Here is a 22059-nt window from a genome sequence, read left to right as displayed (position 1 = left end):
AGGTCGGCTCAAAATACTCATTTAATCACGATAAACTGCGCTTTTTCTCCGACTTTTTCCTTGCACTGGCGGCCTCGCCAACGTTTTTCAGAGGTTTCCTAGAATTTCATGCGGAATCTCAGTTCTCCCTTCCAGCGTGAATAATCATAGATGTCCAGACTGCTGGAGTTTTTTGTATATGAGACATCGGCGAGTACGCTGTAGTCTTTACTGATTTTCCATTCTCCGCCTGTTGTGGCTTGATAGGACTCATCTTCACGAGTGTCACCGAAGACAGGGTGTTCGTCTTTATAATCCGCAAAGTAGGCTGATGCCCCAAGATATGGAATCAGGCTGGAGGATATCTGGTAGCTGACTTTATAGCCGACACTGTTAAAGTCTTTCACCAGGTAAGTGCCACCTTCTGTACGGGGATTTTCCGTACCAGTAATAAAACTCAGAATGTGAATTAACTTGTCGTAGGGGGCAAGAAGCGCCAGGCTGGCAATGGGTTGGTAGGCATTCAGAAGTTCATTGGCGAAGGAGTCCTTGATCGATACGCCGGTGTATACGTAAGTCAATATATGGTCACTCCATTGCTCCTTCCACTGGCCAAAAATGCCTGTGCTGCGCTGATAGTCTTCAGCATCCAGAAGTATATGCTGATACGCTCCACCGAGCTGTAACTCACGATAAGTGAGTGAATGTTTCCAGAAAGCACTCAGACGGGCGCTGTCGAGATCATAATCACTGTTGATAAAGTTGTGCTTGTGGCGGCTGTTAAATGACACATTTGCGGAGTTGATCTGTGAATAAGAATGGCCGTAATTCATGTTTGTTCGAAAGGCGGCATAGCCGCTTTCTGATTCCAGAGCGGAGTCAGGTAGCTCAAATAGTCCAATAAAGCGTTCATTCGTGGCATTGTTGATATTGCTGTCAAACCCTCCACCCAAGTCCACATAACCGCTGAATTGCTGAGTATTTTCGTTTTCCCGTTCTTCTATGACATCCAGAAAGCGATTGATATTGGTTTTGACAGCAACAGGAGGTTGATTGGCCAGTACATTCTGAAACTCTTCCCTGGCCGCGGCATATTGCTCCAACAGAAAGAGAGTGCGGGCGTACTCCAGGCGAAAGCGGTCTTGGTCAGGGTATTGTGCGACCAGCCGCTCAAAAGCAAATTGGGCTTCAGGGTAGTGTCCGCTTTCCAGTGCAGACAGGCCAAAATAGAAATCGAAGGTAGGATCCCCTTCACCGGAAGCAAGGTGCTCCAGGCCTAATTGATAGGCATCCTCGTACTTTGCGGTGGAAGTAAGTTCCTTCAGGCTCTGGTTAATTGAACTATGCTTTAGAGAGTCCTGAGCTGTGCAGGAAAGTGACCATAGGGAGGTGAGCGTGAGTATCAGCAAGTGAGCCCGGCTTAATCGCAGAAGCAAACCTGGCGGCCTATCCGGTGTCAGTAGCGGCGAAGTAATCATCCCTTGAGCTGTCCATGTAGAAAGCCTTCAATGCAATTAAGTCTAGAAAGCTCGGGCGATTTTTCCAGCCGAGAGTGAAATCTAATGAAGTAACACGTAGCGGAAACGACATTTCATTGGAGGATACCGATATAAAACTCCTCGCATACTCCAAACATATTCCAGTTGTCCTGGTTGCATTGATCATGATGTTCTGGCAATTGACCACGCAGGTAGGTGACCGGTCTTTCCTGAATCGACTGGATTACATTTTTTATGACTGGCGCCTGCAATTGGATGCTTACTTTTCTTCCAATGAGCCCGGCAAAGATGTAGTTATTATCGATATCGATGAAGCATCAATCCTTAAGGAGGGACGCTGGCCCTGGAGCCGGATAAAAATTGCGGCACTGGTAGAACGTTTGAGGGAAGCAGAAGCCACTGTTGTAGCGTTTGATATGGTGCTTTCAGAAGCAGAATCCGTGAATCTGGTCCCGCAATATGACCGTGGACTATTTACCCCGGAAGAACTGGTAATTCTTGAACGGGCTGCAAAGAGCTGGCGCGCCGATGATATTCTGGCTGAACAACTGACGACGCTGGACTCCGTGCTGGGTTTTTTTCTGCATACGGAAATATCCGTTCAGACCGGCATCCTGTCGGAGCCGCTTGGGTCTCCACCACCGGATCATGTCTTAATTGAAGCAAGAGGCTATACCGCGTCATTACCGGATCTGGAACAGGCCTCCACAGGTTCAGGTTTTGTTACAACTTTTCCTGATGCGGACGGTGTAATCCGGCGAACCCCTCTGGTGATGGCTGTCAATGAATACATCTATCCGTCGCTATCGCTCGCAGCGGTCATGACCTACCTTCTGATAGATGAAGTGGAACAGGACTTTGTGCAGGTTGGCGAGGTGAAGGCCCTGTCCCAGATCCGTTTGACAGATGAACCAGCAAAGACGGATGCTTTGGGAAGGGTGCTGATCCCCTACCAGATGGGGCGCGGTCAGTTTCGTTATATATCCGCCTGGCGGCTATTGGCTGGCGATCTTGCGCCTGGGGAGCTCAGTGGAAAGCTGGCTTTCGTGGGGACTTCGGCAATCGGGCTTGCAGATTTGGTTAGTACACCATTTGAAACCTCCTTCCCGGGTGTGGAAGTTCATGCTGTTGTGGCGCAATCTCTGTTATCCGGAGAGTTCCCTTATCGACCGGTCTGGGAACCGGGGGCTTTGCTGGTGTTTCAGTGTGTGCTTTTGATTTTGCTCATACTGCTCTTCTCTGGTCGCCGTCCGGTTGTGATGGTTGTGAGTGCTTTGATAGTGACTTTGGTACTGGTTGGTGCGAATACGATGATATGGAGCCAGTGGCATCTGGAATTCCCTTTGGTCAGCACGTTGATGATCACTCAGGGGGTCTTCGGATGGTATCTGGTCACCGGATTTATCCGGGAGTACACCACGGAAAGACGTCTGCGTGGCATGTTTGCCCAATATGTACCTCCGGAGCATATTAGCCATATGCTGGATAATCCTGAGCAATATTCCATGGAAGGTGAAAGCAAGGAGCTGACGGTGTTGTTTTCAGATATCCGTAGCTTTACCACGATATCTGAACAATTATCCGCTTCCCAGTTGAAGAAGCTGCTGAATATTTATTTTACTCCTATCACCGAGGCTATATTTCAAAATGACGGTACGATAGACAAATATGTGGGCGATATGGTGATGGCATTTTGGGGGGCGCCGGTGGCAGATCCTCTGCATCATGAGAAGGCGGTAATGACAGCGATACAGATGCAGGCAATTACCAGGAAGATTTCAACGGATCTGACCAAAGAAGGGTTACCACATATTCGCATCGGCATCGGACTGAATACCGGCATTATGAATGTTGGAGATATGGGGTCCGAGTACCGCAAAGCCTACACCGTGCTGGGAGATGCCGTGAATCTGGGCTCCCGACTGGAGGGGCTTACCAAGTTTTATGGCGTGGATATCCTGGTGGGAGAGGACACTGCCCGGGGAGCGGAAAGTATTACGTTCCGCTTCTGTGATCGGTTAGCTGTGAAGGGTAAGGATGAGGCGATTAATGCCTATGAACCCATTGGTGAAAAAGCACAGTTAACACAAACCATTCTGGAACGTCTGGAACGGTACCATGAAGCTATCAGGCTGTACCGTGATCGGCAGTGGCAACAGGCAGATGAATTGCTCCTGACACTACAACTGGAGGAGCCTGATTGCCGGCTATACCAGCTTTACCGGGAACGTATTGGGGAGCTTCGGGAACGATCGCTACCGGACGACTGGGATGGTGTATATCGTCACACAACCAAATAACCTGCTGTCAGCCGTATTGCTTTGTCAGCCAGATAAAGGAAGACCGGCGAGGTTTAGCGTTATCTCGGCAGCAGAGATCTCTCGGCAGCCGCTGGTATTCTGACCGGCCCATAAGGGGGAAAAGTCTCCACTTCCCTGTTTCTCTGCCGCCGCCCTTAAAGGTGCCATTGCCGACACGGCCATTGGAAACGGAGGGGCTGTATCACAAAAGGGGCCAATTTCACGCATGATGCGATTAACGATTCCACGGGCCGGCCTGCCGGAGAATACATTGGTCAAGGCTGTGTGTCTGGCCGTTGAAGACCGTAGAGCCTGGCGATGTATTCGTGACGTCGTTGCTTCTGGACAGAGCATGTAGGCTGTTCCTATCTGAGCACCAGCTGCGCCAAGCTGCAGCATTGCTGTCACCCCTTCGGATGATGCTATTCCGCCTGCGGCAATGGTCGGCAGGCTAATCGCATCGATTATCTGGGGGAGTAGAGAAAAGGTCCCCATCTGGGTGGTGGGATCTTCTGTCAGGAACATGCCACGATGACCTCCTGCCTCCACTCCTTGGGCAATGACAGCATCTGCACCATTTCTCTCCAGCCAGATTGCTTCTTCCACTGTTGTGGCCGACGCCAGTATTTTTGAACCCCAGCTTTTCACCTGATCCAATAGTGCAGGTTCAGGTAAGCCGAAATGAAAACTCACGACCGGAGGCCTGAATGGTTCTAGGATATCGACGATTTCCCGGCTGAAAGGCTGTCGCCCAGGGCCGGTGGGTATTGTTTCTGAATCTATTCCGAATATTTCATAATAGGGAGTCAGGGTTTTTCGCCATAGAGCTTCTCTGGAATGATCGGGGGCAGGAACATGATGACAAAAGAAATTGACATTAAACGGGCGATCTGTGGATTCTTGGATAACTCTCAGTGCCTGACTCAGATTCTCAGGAGACAGCATGGCACAGGGAAGTGATCCCAAACCGCCGGCATTGGACACTGCAATGGCCAGTCGATGATCTTGAACTCCGGCCATGGGAGCCTGAATAATGGGAAGCTCGATACCGAGTAGTTGTTGGATGTTCATACTGAATCCTTCTAAAGAAGCTATTCCTCACCAGATGAAGGCTCCATCGTAGCCAAAATAACGCTGACTTCCATCGGGCAATTGCTCTTATCCACTGATTTCTGGAATAGATTTCCTGAATGTGTCTGAAAACGTCGACAACCATGTCCGATGATTCGGACGTGTTGGGCGGGATATCTCCTCAGGTATCCGGAAAGTCAGACACTTCTATTTCAGTATGTCTATGTTCCGCTGGAAATCGTGGATGGTGAGACTAGGTAATCTCCTGAAACTAAAGAAAAAATATTGTCATGGTCGTTTGGTTGCAGTGGGCTGTGCCGATGAATGATCGATCCTGAATCCCCCTGCTCAAAGCTTAAAAAAACAAAAGGGACCTGACTTATGTTTTCCAATACAACCCTACGATTACTGGCCTTCGGAGGTGCTATCGCCTTGCTGACTGGTTGCTATGAATTGAACACCCGGCCCGATTATATCGTCGGCGATCCTCAAGTGACCTACTACGATGGCCAAAGTGATGACCTACTGACTGCTGGATTGGGAGTCACCGGTTTACAGGGTGGTGCGCCATTACCTGCCGACCCTATGTTTCCGACTGCAGCTGAACTGCGCAGGTTGGCAATTTATAACAACTACCGGGCGTTGTTGGATACAACAACATCTGGAGGGTTTGGTCGTTTATATGGTCCCAATATTTCTGCTGGCAAGATTCAGTCTCATGGCGGAAAAATTCCGGGTAAGGAATATCTGGTCATGACAGATCAATCGGGTTTATACCAAAACGTGACCGTCATGGTTCAGATACCGGACAGTTTTGACCCCGAAAATCCCTGTCTAGTGCTTGGCGCGTCATCTGGTTCCCGTGGGGTTTACGGTGCGATCGGGACTGCTGGAGAATGGGGATTGAACCGGGGCTGTGCGGTGGCTTACACGGATAAAGGCACGGGTAATGGCATTCATGATCTGGATTCTGATCAGGTCACTTTGATGGATGGTGTTATTGTCCCCGCAGAATCCGCTGGAGAAACGGCTCAATTCAAGGTCAATGATAGTGACCTGGCTGAATATAAAGCCGCTTATCCACATCGGGTGGCATTTAAACATGCGCATAGCCGCCTTAATCCTGAAAAAGACTGGGGGCAGTTTGTTTTGCAGTCTGCGGAGGTCGCTTTGTATGTACTTAATTTACCTGAGAACTTTGGCCAGGTCCTGTCTGAACAATGGGTTTTGAGGAAGCTGACACCTGAGAATATGTTGATCATTGCCGCCAGCGTGTCCAATGGAGGCGGGGCCTCACTGCGAGCAGCAGAACAGGACCGGTATGGTTTGATTGATGCCGTGGTGGTATCAGAGCCCAATATTACCCCCAAGGCAGAACTCTCAGCACCGATATTAATAAAACAGGGGATCTGGGAATGGGATCAGGTCGGACGTAACCTGCTGGACTACACGACTTTACTGAACCTTCTGCAACCATGTGCCAGTGTCGGCGCTGATCCGTTTGCTGTGCCAAGCGGAAGTGAGTATCGCTGTTGGGCACTGGAAGAAAAGGGCCTGCTATCAGGAAATAATTTATTGGCATTGGTGACTGACGCGCGCACTCAACTGCGTGAATATGGTCTGGTGCCTGAACAGGATTTTACCCAGCATGCCAATAATACGATTCAGGTGCCGCAATCCATCAGTGTGACCTATGCCAATGCATATGGCCGGTATGGAGTGACGGACAATTTATGCGATTTCTCCATGGCGTATACGGATGCTTTTGCTGGTCCTGCACCGGGAAACCCACTTCAATTGGCTTCAGTATTCGCTACTGGAAACGGGATACCCCCCACTGCGGGAGTACAGCTGATTGATAATAAAACTGACCTGATTGACCGGATCTCAAGTCTCGATCAGAACATGGCCGGACATTTCTGTCTTCGGCAGTTGGCCGTCAGTGATAGTCCGGAGGCGAAAAGAGTCGCCATAGGTATCAGCGAAATAGAAGCCGATCCGCGTAAACTGAAGGTTCCCACGATCATTGTTCATGGCCGATCTGATGCGATTATCCCTGTTAATCATGCCTCGCGCGCTTATACCGCTATTTATCAAAACTGGGTGGCGACTCAACAAAGCAGGGCGACGGATAACCAGCGCAGGAAAAAAACTCAGAACGATCTGAGCTATGTGGAAGTGCTGAACGCCCATCATCTTGATGTTCTCAACGGGCTGCTCCCAGGGTATCAGACGCGCTATGTCGGCCTGCATTACTATTTTTCCCAGGCACTGGACCTGATGTATGAACATCTTCGGGATGGGCATCCTTTGCCTCAACATCAGGTTATACCTACAATTCCCAGATCAGTGGCTGCTGCACCTCTGGAGCTGTCCAACTTACCACCGATCCGGAAGACGGTGTCATCGGACTGCGCTATCAGCTTTGCCCCTGACTCAATTGAGCTACCGGATCATTGTCAGTAACGGAACACCGCCCCTACCTGGCTTAATCCACGTCTTATTTGGATGAGGGCCTCGCCGGAGGCAGCTCCTGAGTGCTTCCGGCAATCGTTACTGGTTTTCCCCGATATGAGGCGATTGAACCATAATTTCTCGCTTTTTCTGCGGGCTCTATCTACGGCCTTAGTCACTCTTGGTAACTTTCGGCCCTAGTACGACTCCGATGCCCTCAAATTGCATCTATACCAGTTCTTATAACCCTTTGCTCATCACGCTATAACCGACGAAAAGTGCAATTTCAGGGGTGGAGATGTCCGACAACATTCCCATGCAGTTTGCTGACGAAAGTGACGAGGATAATGCCGGCCGCTCAGAGAAAAGCTGGCAAATTCTGATTGTCGATGATGACAAGGATGTCCATGAATCAACAGTTTTCGCGCTTCGTAATGCCAGAATTCTGGGCAGAAAGCTGGTGTTCGATCATGCTTACACTGCTGCCGAAGCGATGGAAATACTGCATCAGCGTCAGGATTATGCGGTGATCCTGCTGGATGTCGTGATGGAGAGCGAACATGCAGGGCTTGAACTGGTTCGTATCATTCGCCAGGATATGGAAATTACGGCTTCCCGTATCATATTGCGGACAGGTCAGCCTGGATATGCTCCTGAGACCGAGGCAATCCGTGAATATGATATCAATGACTACAAGAACAAAGCGGAACTAACCCAGGCAAGACTTTATACCACTCTGACCGCCTCCATCCGAACCTATTCCCAGATCGTTGCACTGGATGCCAGTAAGCAGGGGCTGGAAATGATCGTCAAAGCCTCCAGCGAACTGATGTCTTTGCGTGGTTTTCATGAATTCGCCAGCGGCATTATCACCCAGATCACCGCCTTACTGGGTATCGTGGGGGATAGCCTTGTCTGCCTCAGAAGCTTCGCTGATCAAAAGAATAATCATCAAAGTGTGGATGAGGAGGAACGGCACTTCACCGTCATCGCTGCTTCTGGTCGATTTGGTCACAGTATGAACTGCCTGTTAAAAGACATTGACGATAACGAGATGCGCCGTTTGCTGATGGAAGCCGTCTATCGGCAGTCCCATATGATGACTGAAAAGGCTTCTGCGCTGTATTTCGCCAATGGCAGCGGCGATGACATGTTGGTATATGTGGAAATCTATCGGCCCCTTGAAGAAACGGAAAAGCAGTTGCTGGAAGTCTTCAGTGTGAATATTTCCATCTGTCTGGACAATGTCGTGATGGTGGAAAGGCTGCATCGATACGCCTATTACGATTCCCTGCTGGGTCTGCCCAACCGATTATATTTTGCCAGTCAGGTGGATGAAGCTATTAATAAAGGATTAGAGTCGCTTCGAATTGTTCTGCTGGATATCGATGGCTTCAGCGAAATTAATGACACCATTGGGAGCAACCTTGGAGATGCTCTGTTAAAGAAGGTTGGGGAGCGTCTCTGTGCTTGGTTTGGTCAGAAGGTTCTGGTGACTCGTATGGCTGGTGATCAGTTCGGTCTTCTGGGTCAGGAGGAGGAATTATCGCCGGAGAATGTAAAAGCGGTGTTCCTGGAACCATTTGTCATTGACGGTAATGAGCAGATGATGTCAATCAGCCAGGGCTGCCTGTCTCTGGCTGAATCGGGCAACTCCGCAAATGAAGCCATCAAGCGTGCCAGTATTGCTCTAAAAAGAGCAAAAGAAACAGTGCGCGGAGACAGTGTGGAGTTTACCCGGGAAATGGAAATCGCCACTCAGCGTCGGGTGAAGCTTCTGCAGAGTCTCCGGAAAGCATTTGATTTCAGGAATCTGTTCCTCGCCTACCAGCCTCAGGTCAGTCTTGTGGACGGCACCATTGTAGGGATGGAAGCATTGATGCGATGGAGAACAGAAAGTGGAAGCATGGTACCTCCTGACGCTTTCATTCCAACAGCGGAAACCTCTGGTCTGATTGTTCCCTTGGGGGAGTGGGCGTTCGCTCAGGCTATAGATGAATTAGTTCGGAATGGAGAGAAATTTGGTCTGCAGGCCCGTATGGGGGTCAATGTTTCTCAGGTACAATTCCGCCATCCGGGCTTTGTTGCCTCTTTTGCCTCAATTCTGGAAAAGTCCGGTGTGGATCCCAAGTTGGTAGAGCTGGAAATTACTGAATCGGTCACCATGCTTGACCAGGAAAAAGTGAAGAAAACGCTGAACCAGCTTAAGTCTCTTGGACTGACGATCGCGATAGATGATTTTGGGACCGGATTTTCTTCCCTGAGTTATTTGCAGGAGTTGAATGTTGATCGGTTGAAGATCGATAAGTCCTTTGTCTCTAAACTGTCGCCGGAAAAACAAAGCCGGAGTATTCCGGAAATGATCATTCGTCTGGGCCAGCAGTTTGGGCTGGAGGTCATTGCAGAAGGGGTGGAAACCCCGGATCAGGCGGATCTTCTGTTGCACATGGGGTGTCCGGAAGCTCAGGGGTATCTCTACGCACGTCCGATGGACTCATCAGGAGTGGAGCGCTGGATCGAGCAGCACTTGCATAAGGGATAGGCGGTCAGCCATGACGTCTTCGGAAGGTTTTTCAGAACAGATTCGATATTCCCGGAAAGGGTGGCCCCTAAGATCGATTCTTCTGCTCCAGTTTCTCATTGTTGGCGTCTTGCCGGTGGTGGTGACGGCACTGTTGATATTGTTTCTTTATTCGCCCCGTATGACAGAGAGTATTGAGCAGAATCATCTGGCTTTGTCCCGGGCGATAGCCGGTCAAGTTGGTGAGCAACTCGCGAATACTGTCAGTGATCTCCGCCTGCTTCTAAAGGTTTTCAGACATGAGACGCCTCAGGTACATCAGCATCTGATGGATACATTTGCCGGTAACCGGCCAATCTATGAAGCGATCTACTGGATCGACATCAGTGGGGAGATCACTCTTGTGGGTTTGCCTGAGAAGAAGCGGCAGATGCGTGACTTGCTGATCGGTCAAAGTATGAAGCAGAGGGACTTCATTCTCGAAGCTTTGGCTACTGGACAACCTGTGTGGTCAGAAACTTATACCTCACCTATGGGGGACAGGCTTTCCATCGCTTACGCTATTCCCTCGTCTGATGGTTTACTGGTTGGTGAAGTTGCCGTGAACCAGCTACAAGAGCTTGTCCGAGAGATTGCTGCCCGCCACCAACTGACGATCATGATTATTGATCAGCATGGCCATTTAATTATCCATCCCGAGGCGTCTTTTAGTGATAAAGAAATTGATTTAAGTGAATTAGATCTGGTGCGCTTGGGATTGCAGGGAGAAACCGCGACTCGCTCTTTTTCATTTAACGGTCAGGAAATGCTCGGTACCGGGGTTGCTATAGAATCGCCTCGCTGGCTGGTGATTGCGTCGCAGGACCTGAGTGGAGTGAACGAAAAACGCCAACCTCTGTACAGCATTCTGGCAATCGCGATGATAGCGGGACTCATTGGTGCGATATTGATGGCAAGTCTGGTCACCCGGTTTCTCAGCCAACGTTTTGAAGTGCATGCCACCTTAGCCAAGGCGTTAGCCGATGGCTCATATCAACTACTTGGAATCGCACCGTCCCGAGTTCGGGAATTTCGTCGATTGGGGGCTGACCTGGTATCAACGGCCAAGGCAATTGAGATACGGGAACGGGAAATCAGAACTCTGAACATCGAGTTGGAAAAGCGTGTGGTGGAAAGAACTCATGACCTGACCCAAACCAATGCAGAGTTGAAGAGTGCGCTGCGAAATCTTACCTACACTCAGTCGGAGCTGGTGCGTTCAGAAAAACTTGCGGCTTTGGGAGCGATGGTGGCAGGTATCGCACATGACCTGAATACACCGATAGGAAATGCGTTAATGGCGGCTTCTTCCTTACAGGAAGAACATACCCTTATTCGGGGGGCAGCCAATAATGGAAGCCTCACCCGCTCACAGTTTGAGGAGCTGTTGCAGCATAGTCAGACGGGGTCGGATATTATTGTCCGCAACCTTGAACGGGCTTCCGAATTGATTCGCAGCTTCAAGCAGGTTGCTGTTGATCAGTCCAGTTCTCAGCGACGTCCATTCAGTCTGCGTCAGGTGCTGGATGAAGTGGTGACCACTCTGAGACCTGTGTTACGAAAATCTGTGGCGGAAGTACATCTGAATATTCCGGATTCCATTCAGATGGATAGTTATCCGGGGCCTCTTGGCCAGGTGGTGACGAATATTATCCAGAATGCGTTAATACATGGATTTGAAGGTAAAGATAAAGGAAATATTGATATTGCGTTAGTCTCCAGTGATGATCAGGCCGTCGTATTTAGTATCCGTGATGACGGGGTAGGGATACCTGAGGATAAGCTGAAGAACATATTTGATCCATTCTATACAACCCGAATGGGGCGCGGAGGTTCTGGGTTGGGATTGCATATCGTTCACAATCTTGTGCGGAATGTGTTAAGAGGTAAGGTTGGCGTTACGAGTATCGTAGATGAGGGAACTTGTTTCACGATTGAACTGCCTAAGGTGGTTTCTATTTGAAGTATCGACATTGCAGGAATAATCTGCTGGCAAATGACGTCGGATATCTCAGGAAGCTGCTGTCATAGCGTGACCTGATATTTCCAATGAGTTCGTTGAAACAGTTGGACTGTCTGGATAGGTCGAAAATGTTGTTTCCCGGACAGCGATGAAAAACAGAAGGTTTATTGATGATCAAGATTAACCGCATTCATCATGTGGCAATCATTTGTCGTGATTATGCGAAATCCAAACACTTTTACACTGAAATCCTGGAGTTACCGATTATTTGTGAGACTTATCGGGAGGCTCGCAAGTCATATAAGCTTGATCTGGCGATCGGCGACCACAGTCAGATTGAACTGTTTTCTTTTCCGGATCCCCCGACACGCCCCAGCAAGCCGGAAGCGGCAGGATTACGGCATCTGGCCTTTGCGGTGGAAAATCTCGATTCGACGATTGTACATCTTCAAGAACATGGAGTTGATGTGGAACCTGTTCGGACGGACGAATTGACCGGCAAGCGGTTTACTTTTTTCCAGGACCCGGATGACCTGCCGTTGGAATTGTATGAACAGGTTGGAACTATATAAACAATAAGTCTGCAGGAGACGATAGCACTGTCTGCGAACAGAAGGAGCTTCCTGGGAAGCTCCTGTATTGATCAGCAAAGGACCTTTATTCAATCCAGCCGATTGTCGCAGTCATTCCCGAAAGATTGTCAGAAGACGCCTTGAGTCCGATTCCTGTCAGGACGGCGTGATTCGTATTCAGGTTATCTGACTTTCGGGTATCCAGCGACAATTCAAAGCCTCTCCCACTAGTGGAGGATGCAACTGGTCCGATGAGTTTGCGTTTTTCTGCATCCCATTCTCTGGAAAGGAGGCTGACAGCGGCAATGTTATCGTTCTTGACTCGGAGTTTGATACCTGTCACAGCGTAACCCGCTGGCACTTCGACATACCTTTCAGATCCACTTCCACATTGCTTGTATTGAATCTCTCCCAAGGTTCCGTTTTCATCGAGTTCCCGGAATCCCAGGCGAATGCCTTTTACATCGTCGTTCTTAATCCGGGCACCGAGGCCAACAATCACGGCTGTTTCCGGAATGCGGCAGAACAGTTCTGTTCCGCCTTTACGGGCGCTGATTTTACTGTATTGATACACTGCGTGCGGGTCTGCAGGAAGTTCTGTATTGTCCAGATTTGCCAACGTGTTGACACTGGTGGAGTAACAGGCGCCCAAATCAGTGTGACAAGTATTCATGGCTCCAGCCAGTACTTGAACGTTGTATTCCGAAGCGATTTTGATATCGCGATATTGGTTCTTAAGTCTCTCCCATCTGTCGCCGGTCAACCCATCGTTAGGCAACCTCAGAACGCTGTCGATTTTTGCCAGGATTCTCTGTTGATTCTCAAATTCTCGGGCGATTTTGTTTCTGCTGTCAGAAATGTCATCGGTGAGTTCGGAGTGATGCTCATCTAAACCCAGCGGAAGATCACTATACTTGCTTGTTCTGATATCTGTTACGGCGGTTCCTGACTTCCATGATTTCATCAGACCTCCGTCAGGTGAGGTGTATTTTGCCAGACTATCGAGGTATTGATTGCACAGAAGGTTTCCTGCATCGTTGCATGAAGTGCCATTGTTAGTTGTGCCACCAAGAATTTCCCCCAGTGAAAGCTCTTGGCCACCAATCTGCATCGTTGTGACATGGAATTTGGAGTTGCCCAAACGGTTTGCTCTGGTCAGAGCTTTTTCGATATCCTCCAGATTATTGAAATTCAAATCTGTTGTGTCCACAAAAGCCTGTTTAGCGCCCTTGTTATCAAACTCCAGCTGAATACCGAAGAACAACTTCCCACTTTGTTCAAACTGACTGACATAAGAATTGCCGCAGAGACGTTGAAATGTATCACTACCCTGTTTAAGCGCCTTCCGGCCAAACTCATTGAGGAGACCCTCATTGTTTGGGGAATAGGTTTTTTCCCGGGCTTTGTATTTGTAAGTTATGAGTATCGGATAGGTGTTGACCCCTTCTGTCATTAGACGTTTGAATTCCAATCGGGTTTCATTGGTGGTCTTTTCGATCAGATCCGGTTCACCATTTACTTTGGTAAACAATACCTCATTAAGTTCAGCAATGTTTTGTACAGAATCGAAACTGGCGGTGATATCTACGTCAGCCTGCCCTGTGGTGGTGATTGAGCCTGCAAGACAACTAGACTGCAGTGATTTATTGCGGTCACTGTCGAATCCTGCTCCTAAAAAAGCTGCGTGTGATGTGATTGTGGTGAATGATAAAAGTGCGATAACCGGAAAGCTGGATGTCTTTCTCATTTGCTAATATTCCCTTTTTGCAATTTTAGAATCTCAATTACTGCATGAGAAGTGCTGCATTCCTGTTTGAATGTGCAGGTGGCCGATTATGCACATCGTTTCTGAATGGAACCTGAAAATATGACTTCATCAGCTCAGGTCAACATCTGGAGCAATGTTGGGTAAGGGGTGATTTGTAGTGACAAATACGAGGGCGTTAAGGGTTGGCCGTATTGGAGGACAGAACGCTGACTATAAACCTTCCTCTCTGATATCTTCAGTGATCAGCCTGTATTTACCTTGCCTGGATTCCATCAGATATTGTTCAAATCTTCCGTCTGAGATCAGCTTTTTTATTCCCTGATTAAATCGCTCAAGGCGCTCCTGGTTTTCAGGCTTTTCTTTGCTGAAAAGGACATGCATGGGGGTTAACGGCTTGAGTGGGTGCGGGTGATGAGTGATCCTATCTGCCTTTTCATCTGGAAAAATATCCCGGAGCTTGGCATAGCCGGCTTCAACATCAGAAGGAAAAAGATCGATTCTGCCGGCCAGCAGCTTGCGCCAGTTGATTTCGTCTGAATGAACCCACTCAATGAGAAAATAGCCGTTTTTAGCGGCAGTGATAAACTCTTCTCCGTAGTTGTAGCTGTTGGTACCGCCGATGGTCATATCATGTAAATCTTTCAGCGTGTTCCATTGGAATGACCTGTTTTTTTGATGGAAGAATACATAGCCGTATTCTCCGACAGGTTTACTATACAAATGGTGTTTTTCTCGCTCCGGTTTACGGCTCCAGGGAAAAGATGCGTCGACTAATCCCTGCTCTGACATAAGAATGGTGCGTTTCCAGGGGAAAAACTGGAAAACCACTTCATACCCTGATTCTTCAAAAGCCTCTTTTACAATCCTTGCGGTGACTCCGTAATGTTTCAACTGGGGGGACACATAAGGGGGGAATTAAGCTTCTGGAGGAACTCCTGTGAGGATAACTCATAGACTTGGGCCTTTATGTGTGGCTTCTTAATTATAGGCTTTCCTGGAAAAACGGAGTACAAATGTAAGGGTAGTTCTCTGTATGCGTTTTGTTCAAATTGTTTGAATAATGATTGCTATACTTGAAGTGCATCTGAATCCCGGGAGTACCATTTGATGTTGGCTCTGCGTGTTATTCTACTTCAGCTCATCACCTTGCTGTGTGTGCCTGTGTCTTTGGCCGAAAAGATTGACCTTAAGGTGGGATTGATTCGAGCGGGAGGGCAGCAGTACTTTGTTGATTTGCTTCAACAATCGATGGAAGTTATGGGTCATGATGTCTCTATTGATATATTGGAGGATCTGCCTCAGGCCCGAACCGTTTATATGGTACAGAATGGTGATCTGTCCCTGACCTGGTTGATTCAGACTGATGAGAGAGATCATGAAATGGTGCCTATCGAGGTGGGGATTACCAATGGATTGATTGGGCACAGGGTTCTTCTGATCCCCCCCACCGAACAGCATGTGTATGATGAGGTTTATTCTCTGGATGATTTTCGAGAGCTCAATAAAGTGGGGGTACTGGGAAAAAACTGGTACGACGTCAAAGTCTGGAAATTCAATGACTTGCCCTATATCGAGCGTGAAGGAGGCTGGCAGGCGAAGGTGTACCGGCAGATTGCCTCTGGCCGACGCGGCCTTGATTACTTCTCCAGAGGCGTGTTTGAAGTTGTTGAAGAGGCTGACCAGCATCCTTATCTGATGATAGAGAACAACCTGTTGTTGATATACGACCGGGATTTCAGGTTCTATCTAAGCAAAAAAGCTGAAAAATACAAAGCCATTGTACTGGAGAGCGTTCTGGCTGCCCGTGAAAGTGGATTGATGGACAGGTTGATCCGAAAACACTGGGCCTCAGCGTTTGAGCGCCTTTCTTTGGATCATCGTCGTCAAATTTTATTGAAGAATCCTCCGGAAAATTTTAATTAGTCGTTCTGTAAAACAGCCCTGTTTTCGCGACCTGGTCACCCGTATACCAATTATATGTGTCCGCGCTCTGTTCTGACGATTCGCAGGAAAAACTCGAGACTTCAGTGAACTTGTGTTGACTTGTTACGTATTGATTGAACTATTGATCCTCGTTTGTACGTAAGTGCTTTTTTCACTCCAGGAGTTCTCGAATGATTGTTTTGCACCACCTGAATAATTCTCGCTCACAACGAATATTGTGGATGTTGGAAGAACTTGAGATACCCTATGATCTCAAGCGTTATGAGCGGGACCCCAAAACGATTCTGGCGCCGCCCAGTTTGCGTAAGGTGCATCCGCTGGGTAAATCGCCAGTGATCACTGATGGGGATGCGACACTGGCAGAATCCGGTGCGATCATTGAATATCTGGGACAAACCTATGGTGACGGTAGAATGATACCTGCTGTTGGTTCGGCGGATTACCGCCAATATGTCTACTGGATGCATTATGCCGAAGGATCGTTGATGCCGCCCTTACTTCTAAGGTTGGTCTTTGAGAAGATCAAAACCAACCCTGTGCCTTTTTTTGTCAAACCTATTGTCCGTAAAATTGCGGATGAAACCACACGCCAGTTTATTGGGCCCCAGATTAAAATCCATTTTGATTATGTAGAAGCCTATTTGGAACAACATGAGTGGATGGCTGGCGCCACTATAACCGGCGCTGATATTCAGATGAGCTTCCCTTTGGAGGCTTCGGTGGCAAGAGGTGTTGCAGCAGGGTACCCGAATATACGTCAGTATGTTGAAAGGTTTCAGGCGCGACCTGCCTACCAGAGGGCATTGGCTGCCGGCGGCGACTACGATTATGCCTGATTAGGGTAGCTATCCCAGTACGGGATGTCTGCTCCCAAGTGTTGTTGCAGAAAGGCCAGGAAAGTGCTGACTTTGGCCGGTAAAAATTTGCGTTCGGGTAGTACCGCGTAAATGGCATGTTGCGGCAGTGGATATGCCTCTAGAAGAGGCTTGAGCCTGCCGGCTGCCAGATCCGGACCGACAATAAAAGTCGGCATCTGGCAGATGCCAATGCCTGCCAATAAAGCGCTTTGAAGCGCCTCGCTGTTATTTACCTGGTAGTTACCCTCAGGTTTTATCCGGATTTCGCCGACGGAGCTTTGAAAGGTCCATTCGCTGCCACCCCGGAAGTAGGAATAACTCAGACAATTGTGATTAGACAGATCATGAGGTGTGCTGGGAGAGCCAAATTGGTTGATATAGTCTGGTGAAGCACAGAGAACACTTTGGCAGGGGGCAAGCCTTTTCTGTATCAGGCTGGAGTCGGGAAGATGTCCGATTCTGACCGCCATATCAAATCCGCCCTCCACGAGATCAACCATTTTATCCTCCATCACCATATCCAGCCTGATGCCGGGGTGTGCTGACAGAAACGCCGGTATCAGCGGCGCGACATGTAGCCGACCAAATACCATCGGAACATTGATCCTGAGAGTGCCCTGAGGTTTCCCCTGAAGCTGGGTAATGGCGTCTTCGCCTTCAACGAGTAAACCCTGAGCTTGCTGGGCGTAGGCCAGGTAGCGCTCTCCTGCTTCGGTGAGAGTGAGGCGGCGGGTGGTGCGATGCAGCAACTGAACGCCCAGCCTGCTTTCCAGGTGGCTGATACGTTTACTGACGGCAGACTTGGATATGTCCAGTCGCACACCGGCGGCAGAAAAACCGCCTGATTCCACTACAGCAAGAAATACCGGGATGTCAGATAAGTAGTCCATAAACTTATTGTTAACTAATAATTGACAATAAGTTTCCAGATAGCTGGATTATCAGTCAATAGAAAACAATATAAAGTGTGCAGAAAATTGACTGGCAGAGTGAAGCCCAGGAGAGAAGGGGTATTCAGATGGTAAAGATTTCGGGAGACTGGGTGCTGGCGCTTGGTGCAGGGGTATTGTTGGCGGTCATGATCAATATCAACAGCCAACTGGCGGAGTTCAGCTCCCCAGTTGTGGCTTCCTGGGTTGCCCATGGCGTAGGTGGATTGGCGGCCTGGGGATTGTGTTTGGTCGTTGGTTCCAGGAAACACTCAGTTGCCCAGCGTCAAAGCAGAGGGGCGGCTGCCGGACGGATTCCGTTTTGGTGTTATCTGGGAGGTGTTCCAGGAGCGATGACTGTCGTACTGGCGGCTGTCACTGTGAACAGTCCACTGGGCCTGTCCGGATCACTGGCATTGATGCTGGTCGGACAAATACTGTTTGGTTTGTTATGTGACTATTTCGGGCTCTTTGGCATCCCCAGAAGGAAGCTGCAGTGGAGGGATGCGCACGTCAGTTTATGCACTATCTCTGGTGCCGGAATAATAATTTTTTCATGAATCTTTAAAGTCTGTGGGCGATGCATATGAAGCGTCGACAGGTTCGGAAAAGGAGTATCAGGGTGTTGTGCTATATCGGACTTGCTTTGCTGAATGGTGGGTGTATTGCATCAAGTCGTGTGATTAACGGCCGACTCGGTATGAGTACAGGCCCCTTGAGGGCCTCTCTTTACAACCATTTGATCGGCTTTGGATTCCTTGCCCTGTTAATGCTTTTAGGGCAATTAGTGATGTCGTGGATGTCCGGTGGTACGACGCTGAACTCGCTGTCTCAGGCTCCCGCTGTAAGCTATCTGGGTGGTGTATTGGGTGCACTCTTTGTCGCGATCAATAGCTTTGTGCTACCACGTATTGGTGTGTTGAGAACGACGGTTCTGGTTATTGGCGGTCAGATGCTGGCGGGGGTGATTCTGGATGCCGGAGGTGAGTCGTCAGGCATGCTTTGGAAGTTGGCTGGAGTTGGTTTGATTGTGATGGGCGTTTATCTTTCCCGAAAAAGTTCGACTGGTTCTCAAATTCGAGAAATAGACCGCCATGACGAAATCAAGTCAAAGTCGGCCGCGACAAATGGCCGTTAAAAAATAACGATCCAAGTCCCATTTTTTGGGCGCTAAAGGCTCACTTTTCGATACATCTTTAATTTTCCTTTCCGATTTCTCTAATCCTAAGTGAAATGGCCTATTCCCTGGGATAGCCGACCTGGCCGATTTTAATAAATTAACTATGTTAATAGAATGCTTCGATATGTGGTTATGAGGCTAGGTGCTACTCCACATTCAACTAAAACCAAAAAGGACTGACTTATGTTTCGCAAGAAAGCAAAAGTTGGAGTATTCGTTGGGACCGCTTTGCTCGCCAGTACGGCGCAAGCTGGTCTCCCGCCAGTGAAAGGGACGTTGGACAACCGTCCCGTGCATGCGCACGAAGATGTTGTCTCCATTAGGCAGCAAAAGGACTTGCCGCCTCCTTTAGTGACTCCGGAGGAGTCCCGCCAGACCATGAAAATGGTTATTGAGAAAGAAGTCGCGGATTGTGATTCCCAGGGACTGGCATCGCTGAGTGGGTCAGCTTTGGTCAAGGCGATTCAGCAATCTGATCTGGGTTGTATCAACGATTTGTTTTCGGCTCGGGGCAATCTGGCCCATGGTTTGTTCCAGGAATCCAAGATGATTACCGTGGCACAGGCTTTTGCCAGTGAGTCTAGCCGTTATCAGGGCAATAACTCTAATGGCATGGAACAGTTGATCCTGTATATGCGTGCCGGTTATTTCGTTCAGTGGTATCACTCTGATGAGGTTGGAGAGTATAGCAATCGTCTGAAGCAAAGCGCAGCAAATGGTCTCTCGGCGTTTATGGACCGTGCTATGGGTTATCTCCATAAAACAGAGAATGCCTCGATTCTCGGAGAAGCGTTAACCCTGGTCGACAGTTCTCTGAATCAGGGAACCTTTGTCTATAACACGGTTACCTGGTTGCAGCTTTTACAGGAACGTGCCGAAGTAGAGCCAGCCTACGCCCGAGCTTTGAACAGTATCTTCACCATCTATTTTCGTGGGCACAATTACGAAGACTTCCAGGATAAGGTCTTCAATGATTCCAGAGTACCAAGAGCGCTATATGAATTTATTCTTGATAATGGCGCATGGCTTGATGGAGATCGTGATTATCTGGTACTGAATGCCACCCGGGAGTTAGGGCGTTTTATGCAGTACGGTGGCATCGGTCAGCAGGTTGGTTCCTGGGTGGGTGACCTTCTGCAGAGATACCCGTTAACGCCGGAAAATGTGAGCATGTGGTCTCTGCTGGCGGGTGCCATCGAACTGCATGACAAGGAAAACTGTGAGCGCTATGACGCCTGCAATGTGAAGGAGCGAGTACAGAGCGTTGTGCTGGGTGTCCGGCATGACTGTAGCGCTACGATCACGATCAATGCTCAGGCCATGAACAGTACCGAGCTTGCCTCTGCCTGCGAAACACTGGGCATGAGAGCTGGTATTTTCCATGACATGCTGGATACCGGTTACCAGCCTGTTGCCGATGACTTTAACGACAAGCTTGAGCTGGTGGTTTTTGAAGACAGCGGTGCCTATGGTGATTTCGGTTGGTTGCTGTTCGGTATTGATACCAACAATGGTGGTATGTACCTGGAAGGCAACCCGGCGGATCCGAATAATCAGGCTCGCTTTATTGCCTATCAGGCAGACTATGCACCAGGCAACCACAGGGTATGGAACCTGGAGCACGAATACACCCACTATCTGGACGGGCGTTTCGATCTCTATGGTGACTTCCAGACCGGCATGCAGGTTCCGACAGTCTGGTGGACCGAAGGTCTGGCAGAATATGTTTCCAAGGAGCACGATAACCCTGCAGCAGAAGAGCTGGCCAGGAAGGAGCGTGTAGCGCTTTCCGCCATCCTGCGTAATACCTACGATGACAGCGTTGACCGCATTTATCGTTGGGGCTACTGGGCGGCCAGATATATGCTTGAACAGCGCCCTGAGGACACCCAGCAGATCCTGAGCTGGTTCCGGTCTGGCGATTATGAAAGCTTTGAGGCCTGGTTGGACTCTCTGGGAACGCGTTATGATTCACACTTCTCCAGCTGGCTGGATGCGGTTCTGAACGGTGATGATGACGGCGGTGACGATGGTGATGGAGATGACGGCGACGGCGATGATGGTGACGACGGCGATGGAGATGACGGGGATGGTGACGATGGCGATGACGGCAACGATGACCCGCGTGCACTGCAACCGGGCAAACCAAAGACACTGAATGCCGGTGCCGGATCTCAGGAGTATTACTATGTATATGCTCCCCATAACACCAATATTCTGCATCTGTTGACTCGTGGTAGCAGTGGCGATGTGGAAGTCTATGTCAAACATGACGGCTGGCCCACAACCTCTGATTACGACCAGAAATCAGCGTCAGGAAGTGCTGATAATGACCTTCAGATTTCATCTCCTGAAGGTGGCACTTATTACCATGTGCTGTTGAGGTCCAACTCAGGGTATGAGGGTCTGTGTGTTACGGTAGGCCTGGACGACGTTCCGACGGACTGTGGTGACGGCGGTGGAAGTGATACGCCTTCTTCTGACCCGGAGCTGAAATCAGATATCGTTCGTAACAACCTGACTTCGACAAATGGTGACTACTACTGGTTCTATGTTCCAGAAGGAACGAGCTACTTTGAACTGGCCACCTGGGGCGGTTCCGGTAATGCCGATATCTATGTGCGCGGTGATGGATGGCCGGATGCCGGTAACTACGACCAACGTTCAATGGGGGGCGACAATTATGAGCAAGTCCTCATTAACAACCCGGTCGGAGGTTCTTATTACCATGTATGGCTCAAAGCCGAACAAGGGTATGAAAACCTGAGTTTGCGATTGATCATGAGGTAATGACAATCAACAGGCAACTTTCGTCAGTTCTTCTGACTACCTTGAAACTGAATAGTTGCCTGCAAACTGAAAAGAAAAGCCCCGGTAGATGCCGCAATGCTGTTCACTTAAGTGTTTGAGTTAGCGCAGGGCTTAATAGAAAATCCAATGATGGAAACATCATCGGATTTTTTATGGATTTTCAGCAAGACCT

15 protein-coding genes are annotated in these 22059 nt (G+C 49.0%); 10 read left to right on the top strand and 5 right to left on the bottom strand.

What is annotated here, in order from left to right:
• Positions 1–98: 98 nt before the first annotated feature.
• Positions 99–1457: a tetratricopeptide repeat protein gene (locus F566_RS0106305; RefSeq protein WP_020406139.1), complete on the bottom strand. Its 1359-nt coding sequence runs from the start codon at positions 1455–1457 to the stop codon at positions 99–101.
• A 116-nt stretch (positions 1458–1573) separates the two neighbouring features.
• Between F566_RS0106305 and F566_RS0106300 the strand changes: the two genes are divergently transcribed.
• Complete coding sequence (locus F566_RS0106300; RefSeq protein ID WP_020406138.1) at positions 1574–3778, top strand: CHASE2 domain-containing protein; 2205 nt, start codon at positions 1574–1576, stop codon at positions 3776–3778.
• 24 nt (positions 3779–3802) lie between these two features.
• Here F566_RS0106300 and F566_RS0106295 read toward each other — a convergent pair whose 3' ends face one another.
• A complete protein-coding gene (locus F566_RS0106295) occupies positions 3803–4849 on the bottom strand; it encodes an NAD(P)H-dependent flavin oxidoreductase (RefSeq protein WP_020406137.1) in 1047 nt (348 codons plus the stop codon).
• A gap of 381 nt (positions 4850–5230) precedes the next feature.
• Between F566_RS0106295 and F566_RS0106290 the strand changes: the two genes are divergently transcribed.
• From F566_RS0106290 to gloA2, 4 genes are all read left to right on the top strand, one after another.
• Positions 5231–7315 (top strand): 3-hydroxybutyrate oligomer hydrolase family protein, encoded by a 2085-nt coding sequence (locus F566_RS0106290; RefSeq protein WP_020406136.1) that lies wholly within the window; start codon positions 5231–5233, stop codon positions 7313–7315.
• A gap of 286 nt (positions 7316–7601) precedes the next feature.
• Positions 7602–9845, top strand: a complete 2244-nt coding sequence (locus F566_RS0106285; RefSeq protein WP_020406135.1) for a bifunctional diguanylate cyclase/phosphodiesterase — start codon at positions 7602–7604, stop codon at positions 9843–9845.
• Between the two features lie 10 nt (positions 9846–9855).
• The gene (locus tag F566_RS35265; RefSeq protein ID WP_020406134.1) at positions 9856–11826 is read left to right on the top strand and encodes a sensor histidine kinase; all 1971 of its coding nucleotides are present in this window, start codon (positions 9856–9858) and stop codon (positions 11824–11826) included.
• Between the two features lie 170 nt (positions 11827–11996).
• On the top strand, positions 11997–12398 hold the full coding sequence (gene gloA2, locus F566_RS0106275; protein ID WP_020406133.1) for an SMU1112c/YaeR family gloxylase I-like metalloprotein: 402 nt from the start codon (positions 11997–11999) through the stop codon (positions 12396–12398).
• An 85-nt stretch (positions 12399–12483) separates the two neighbouring features.
• Here the strand turns inward: gloA2 and F566_RS0106270 are convergent, their stop codons facing one another.
• A complete protein-coding gene (locus tag F566_RS0106270) occupies positions 12484–14145 on the bottom strand; it encodes a hypothetical protein (protein ID WP_020406132.1) in 1662 nt (553 codons plus the stop codon).
• A 231-nt stretch (positions 14146–14376) separates the two neighbouring features.
• Positions 14377–15069 (bottom strand): transporter substrate-binding domain-containing protein, encoded by a 693-nt coding sequence (locus F566_RS32105; protein ID WP_020406131.1) that lies wholly within the window; start codon positions 15067–15069, stop codon positions 14377–14379.
• Positions 15070–15273: 204 nt separating this feature from the next.
• On the opposite strand from F566_RS32105, the gene F566_RS32100 reads away from it, so the two are divergent.
• Positions 15274–16089, top strand: coding sequence for a hypothetical protein (locus F566_RS32100; protein WP_020406130.1), 816 nt, complete (start codon positions 15274–15276; stop codon positions 16087–16089).
• A gap of 191 nt (positions 16090–16280) precedes the next feature.
• Positions 16281–16946 carry a glutathione S-transferase family protein gene (locus tag F566_RS0106255; RefSeq protein WP_020406129.1) on the top strand — a complete coding sequence of 222 codons (666 nt, stop codon included), beginning with the start codon at positions 16281–16283 and terminating at the stop codon, positions 16944–16946.
• Here F566_RS0106255 and F566_RS0106250 read toward each other — a convergent pair.
• Positions 16937–17857: a LysR family transcriptional regulator gene (locus F566_RS0106250; RefSeq protein WP_020406128.1), complete on the bottom strand. Its 921-nt coding sequence runs from the start codon at positions 17855–17857 to the stop codon at positions 16937–16939. The genes F566_RS0106255 and F566_RS0106250 overlap by 10 nt on opposite strands.
• Positions 17858–17985: 128 nt before the next feature.
• Between F566_RS0106250 and F566_RS0106245 the strand changes: the two genes are divergently transcribed.
• From F566_RS0106245 to F566_RS0106235, 3 genes are all read left to right on the top strand, one after another.
• A complete protein-coding gene (locus tag F566_RS0106245; RefSeq protein WP_026179799.1) occupies positions 17986–18456 on the top strand; it encodes a DMT family transporter in 471 nt (156 codons plus the stop codon).
• Between the two features lie 26 nt (positions 18457–18482).
• Entirely contained in the window at positions 18483–19034 is a 552-nt protein-coding gene (locus F566_RS0106240) for a DMT family transporter (protein ID WP_211210607.1), read from the top strand.
• A 225-nt stretch (positions 19035–19259) separates the two neighbouring features.
• Positions 19260–21866, top strand: coding sequence for a M9 family metallopeptidase (locus tag F566_RS0106235; RefSeq protein WP_020406125.1), 2607 nt, complete (start codon positions 19260–19262; stop codon positions 21864–21866).
• Positions 21867–22059 lie beyond the last annotated feature (193 nt).

Source organism: Hahella ganghwensis DSM 17046 (assembly GCF_000376785.1).
GTDB lineage: Bacteria > Pseudomonadota > Gammaproteobacteria > Pseudomonadales > Oleiphilaceae > Hahella > Hahella ganghwensis.
The sequence above is the reverse complement of the archived record's forward strand: the minus strand, read 5'-3'. Positions and strand labels throughout refer to the sequence as shown.

Bases quoted from the DNA above. Each gene is read 5' to 3' on its own strand.
- F566_RS32100 (WP_020406130.1), top strand. From the start codon at position 15,274: ATGTTGGCTCTGCGTGTTATTCTACTTCAGCTCATCACCTTGCTGTGT.
- gloA2 (WP_020406133.1), top strand. From the start codon at position 11,997: ATGATCAAGATTAACCGCATTCATCATGTGGCAATCATTTGTCGTGAT.
- F566_RS0106290 (WP_020406136.1), top strand. From the start codon at position 5,231: ATGTTTTCCAATACAACCCTACGATTACTGGCCTTCGGAGGTGCTATC.
- F566_RS0106240 (WP_211210607.1), top strand. From the start codon at position 18,483: ATGAAGCGTCGACAGGTTCGGAAAAGGAGTATCAGGGTGTTGTGCTAT.
- F566_RS0106235 (WP_020406125.1), top strand. From the start codon at position 19,260: ATGTTTCGCAAGAAAGCAAAAGTTGGAGTATTCGTTGGGACCGCTTTG.
- F566_RS0106270 (WP_020406132.1), bottom strand. From the start codon at position 14,145: ATGAGAAAGACATCCAGCTTTCCGGTTATCGCACTTTTATCATTCACC.
- F566_RS0106285 (WP_020406135.1), top strand. From the start codon at position 7,602: ATGTCCGACAACATTCCCATGCAGTTTGCTGACGAAAGTGACGAGGAT.
- F566_RS0106245 (WP_026179799.1), top strand. From the start codon at position 17,986: ATGGTAAAGATTTCGGGAGACTGGGTGCTGGCGCTTGGTGCAGGGGTA.
- F566_RS0106250 (WP_020406128.1), bottom strand. From the start codon at position 17,857: ATGGACTACTTATCTGACATCCCGGTATTTCTTGCTGTAGTGGAATCA.
- F566_RS0106295 (WP_020406137.1), bottom strand. From the start codon at position 4,849: ATGAACATCCAACAACTACTCGGTATCGAGCTTCCCATTATTCAGGCT.
- F566_RS35265 (WP_020406134.1), top strand. From the start codon at position 9,856: ATGACGTCTTCGGAAGGTTTTTCAGAACAGATTCGATATTCCCGGAAA.
- F566_RS0106305 (WP_020406139.1), bottom strand. From the start codon at position 1,457: ATGATTACTTCGCCGCTACTGACACCGGATAGGCCGCCAGGTTTGCTT.
- F566_RS0106255 (WP_020406129.1), top strand. From the start codon at position 16,281: ATGATTGTTTTGCACCACCTGAATAATTCTCGCTCACAACGAATATTG.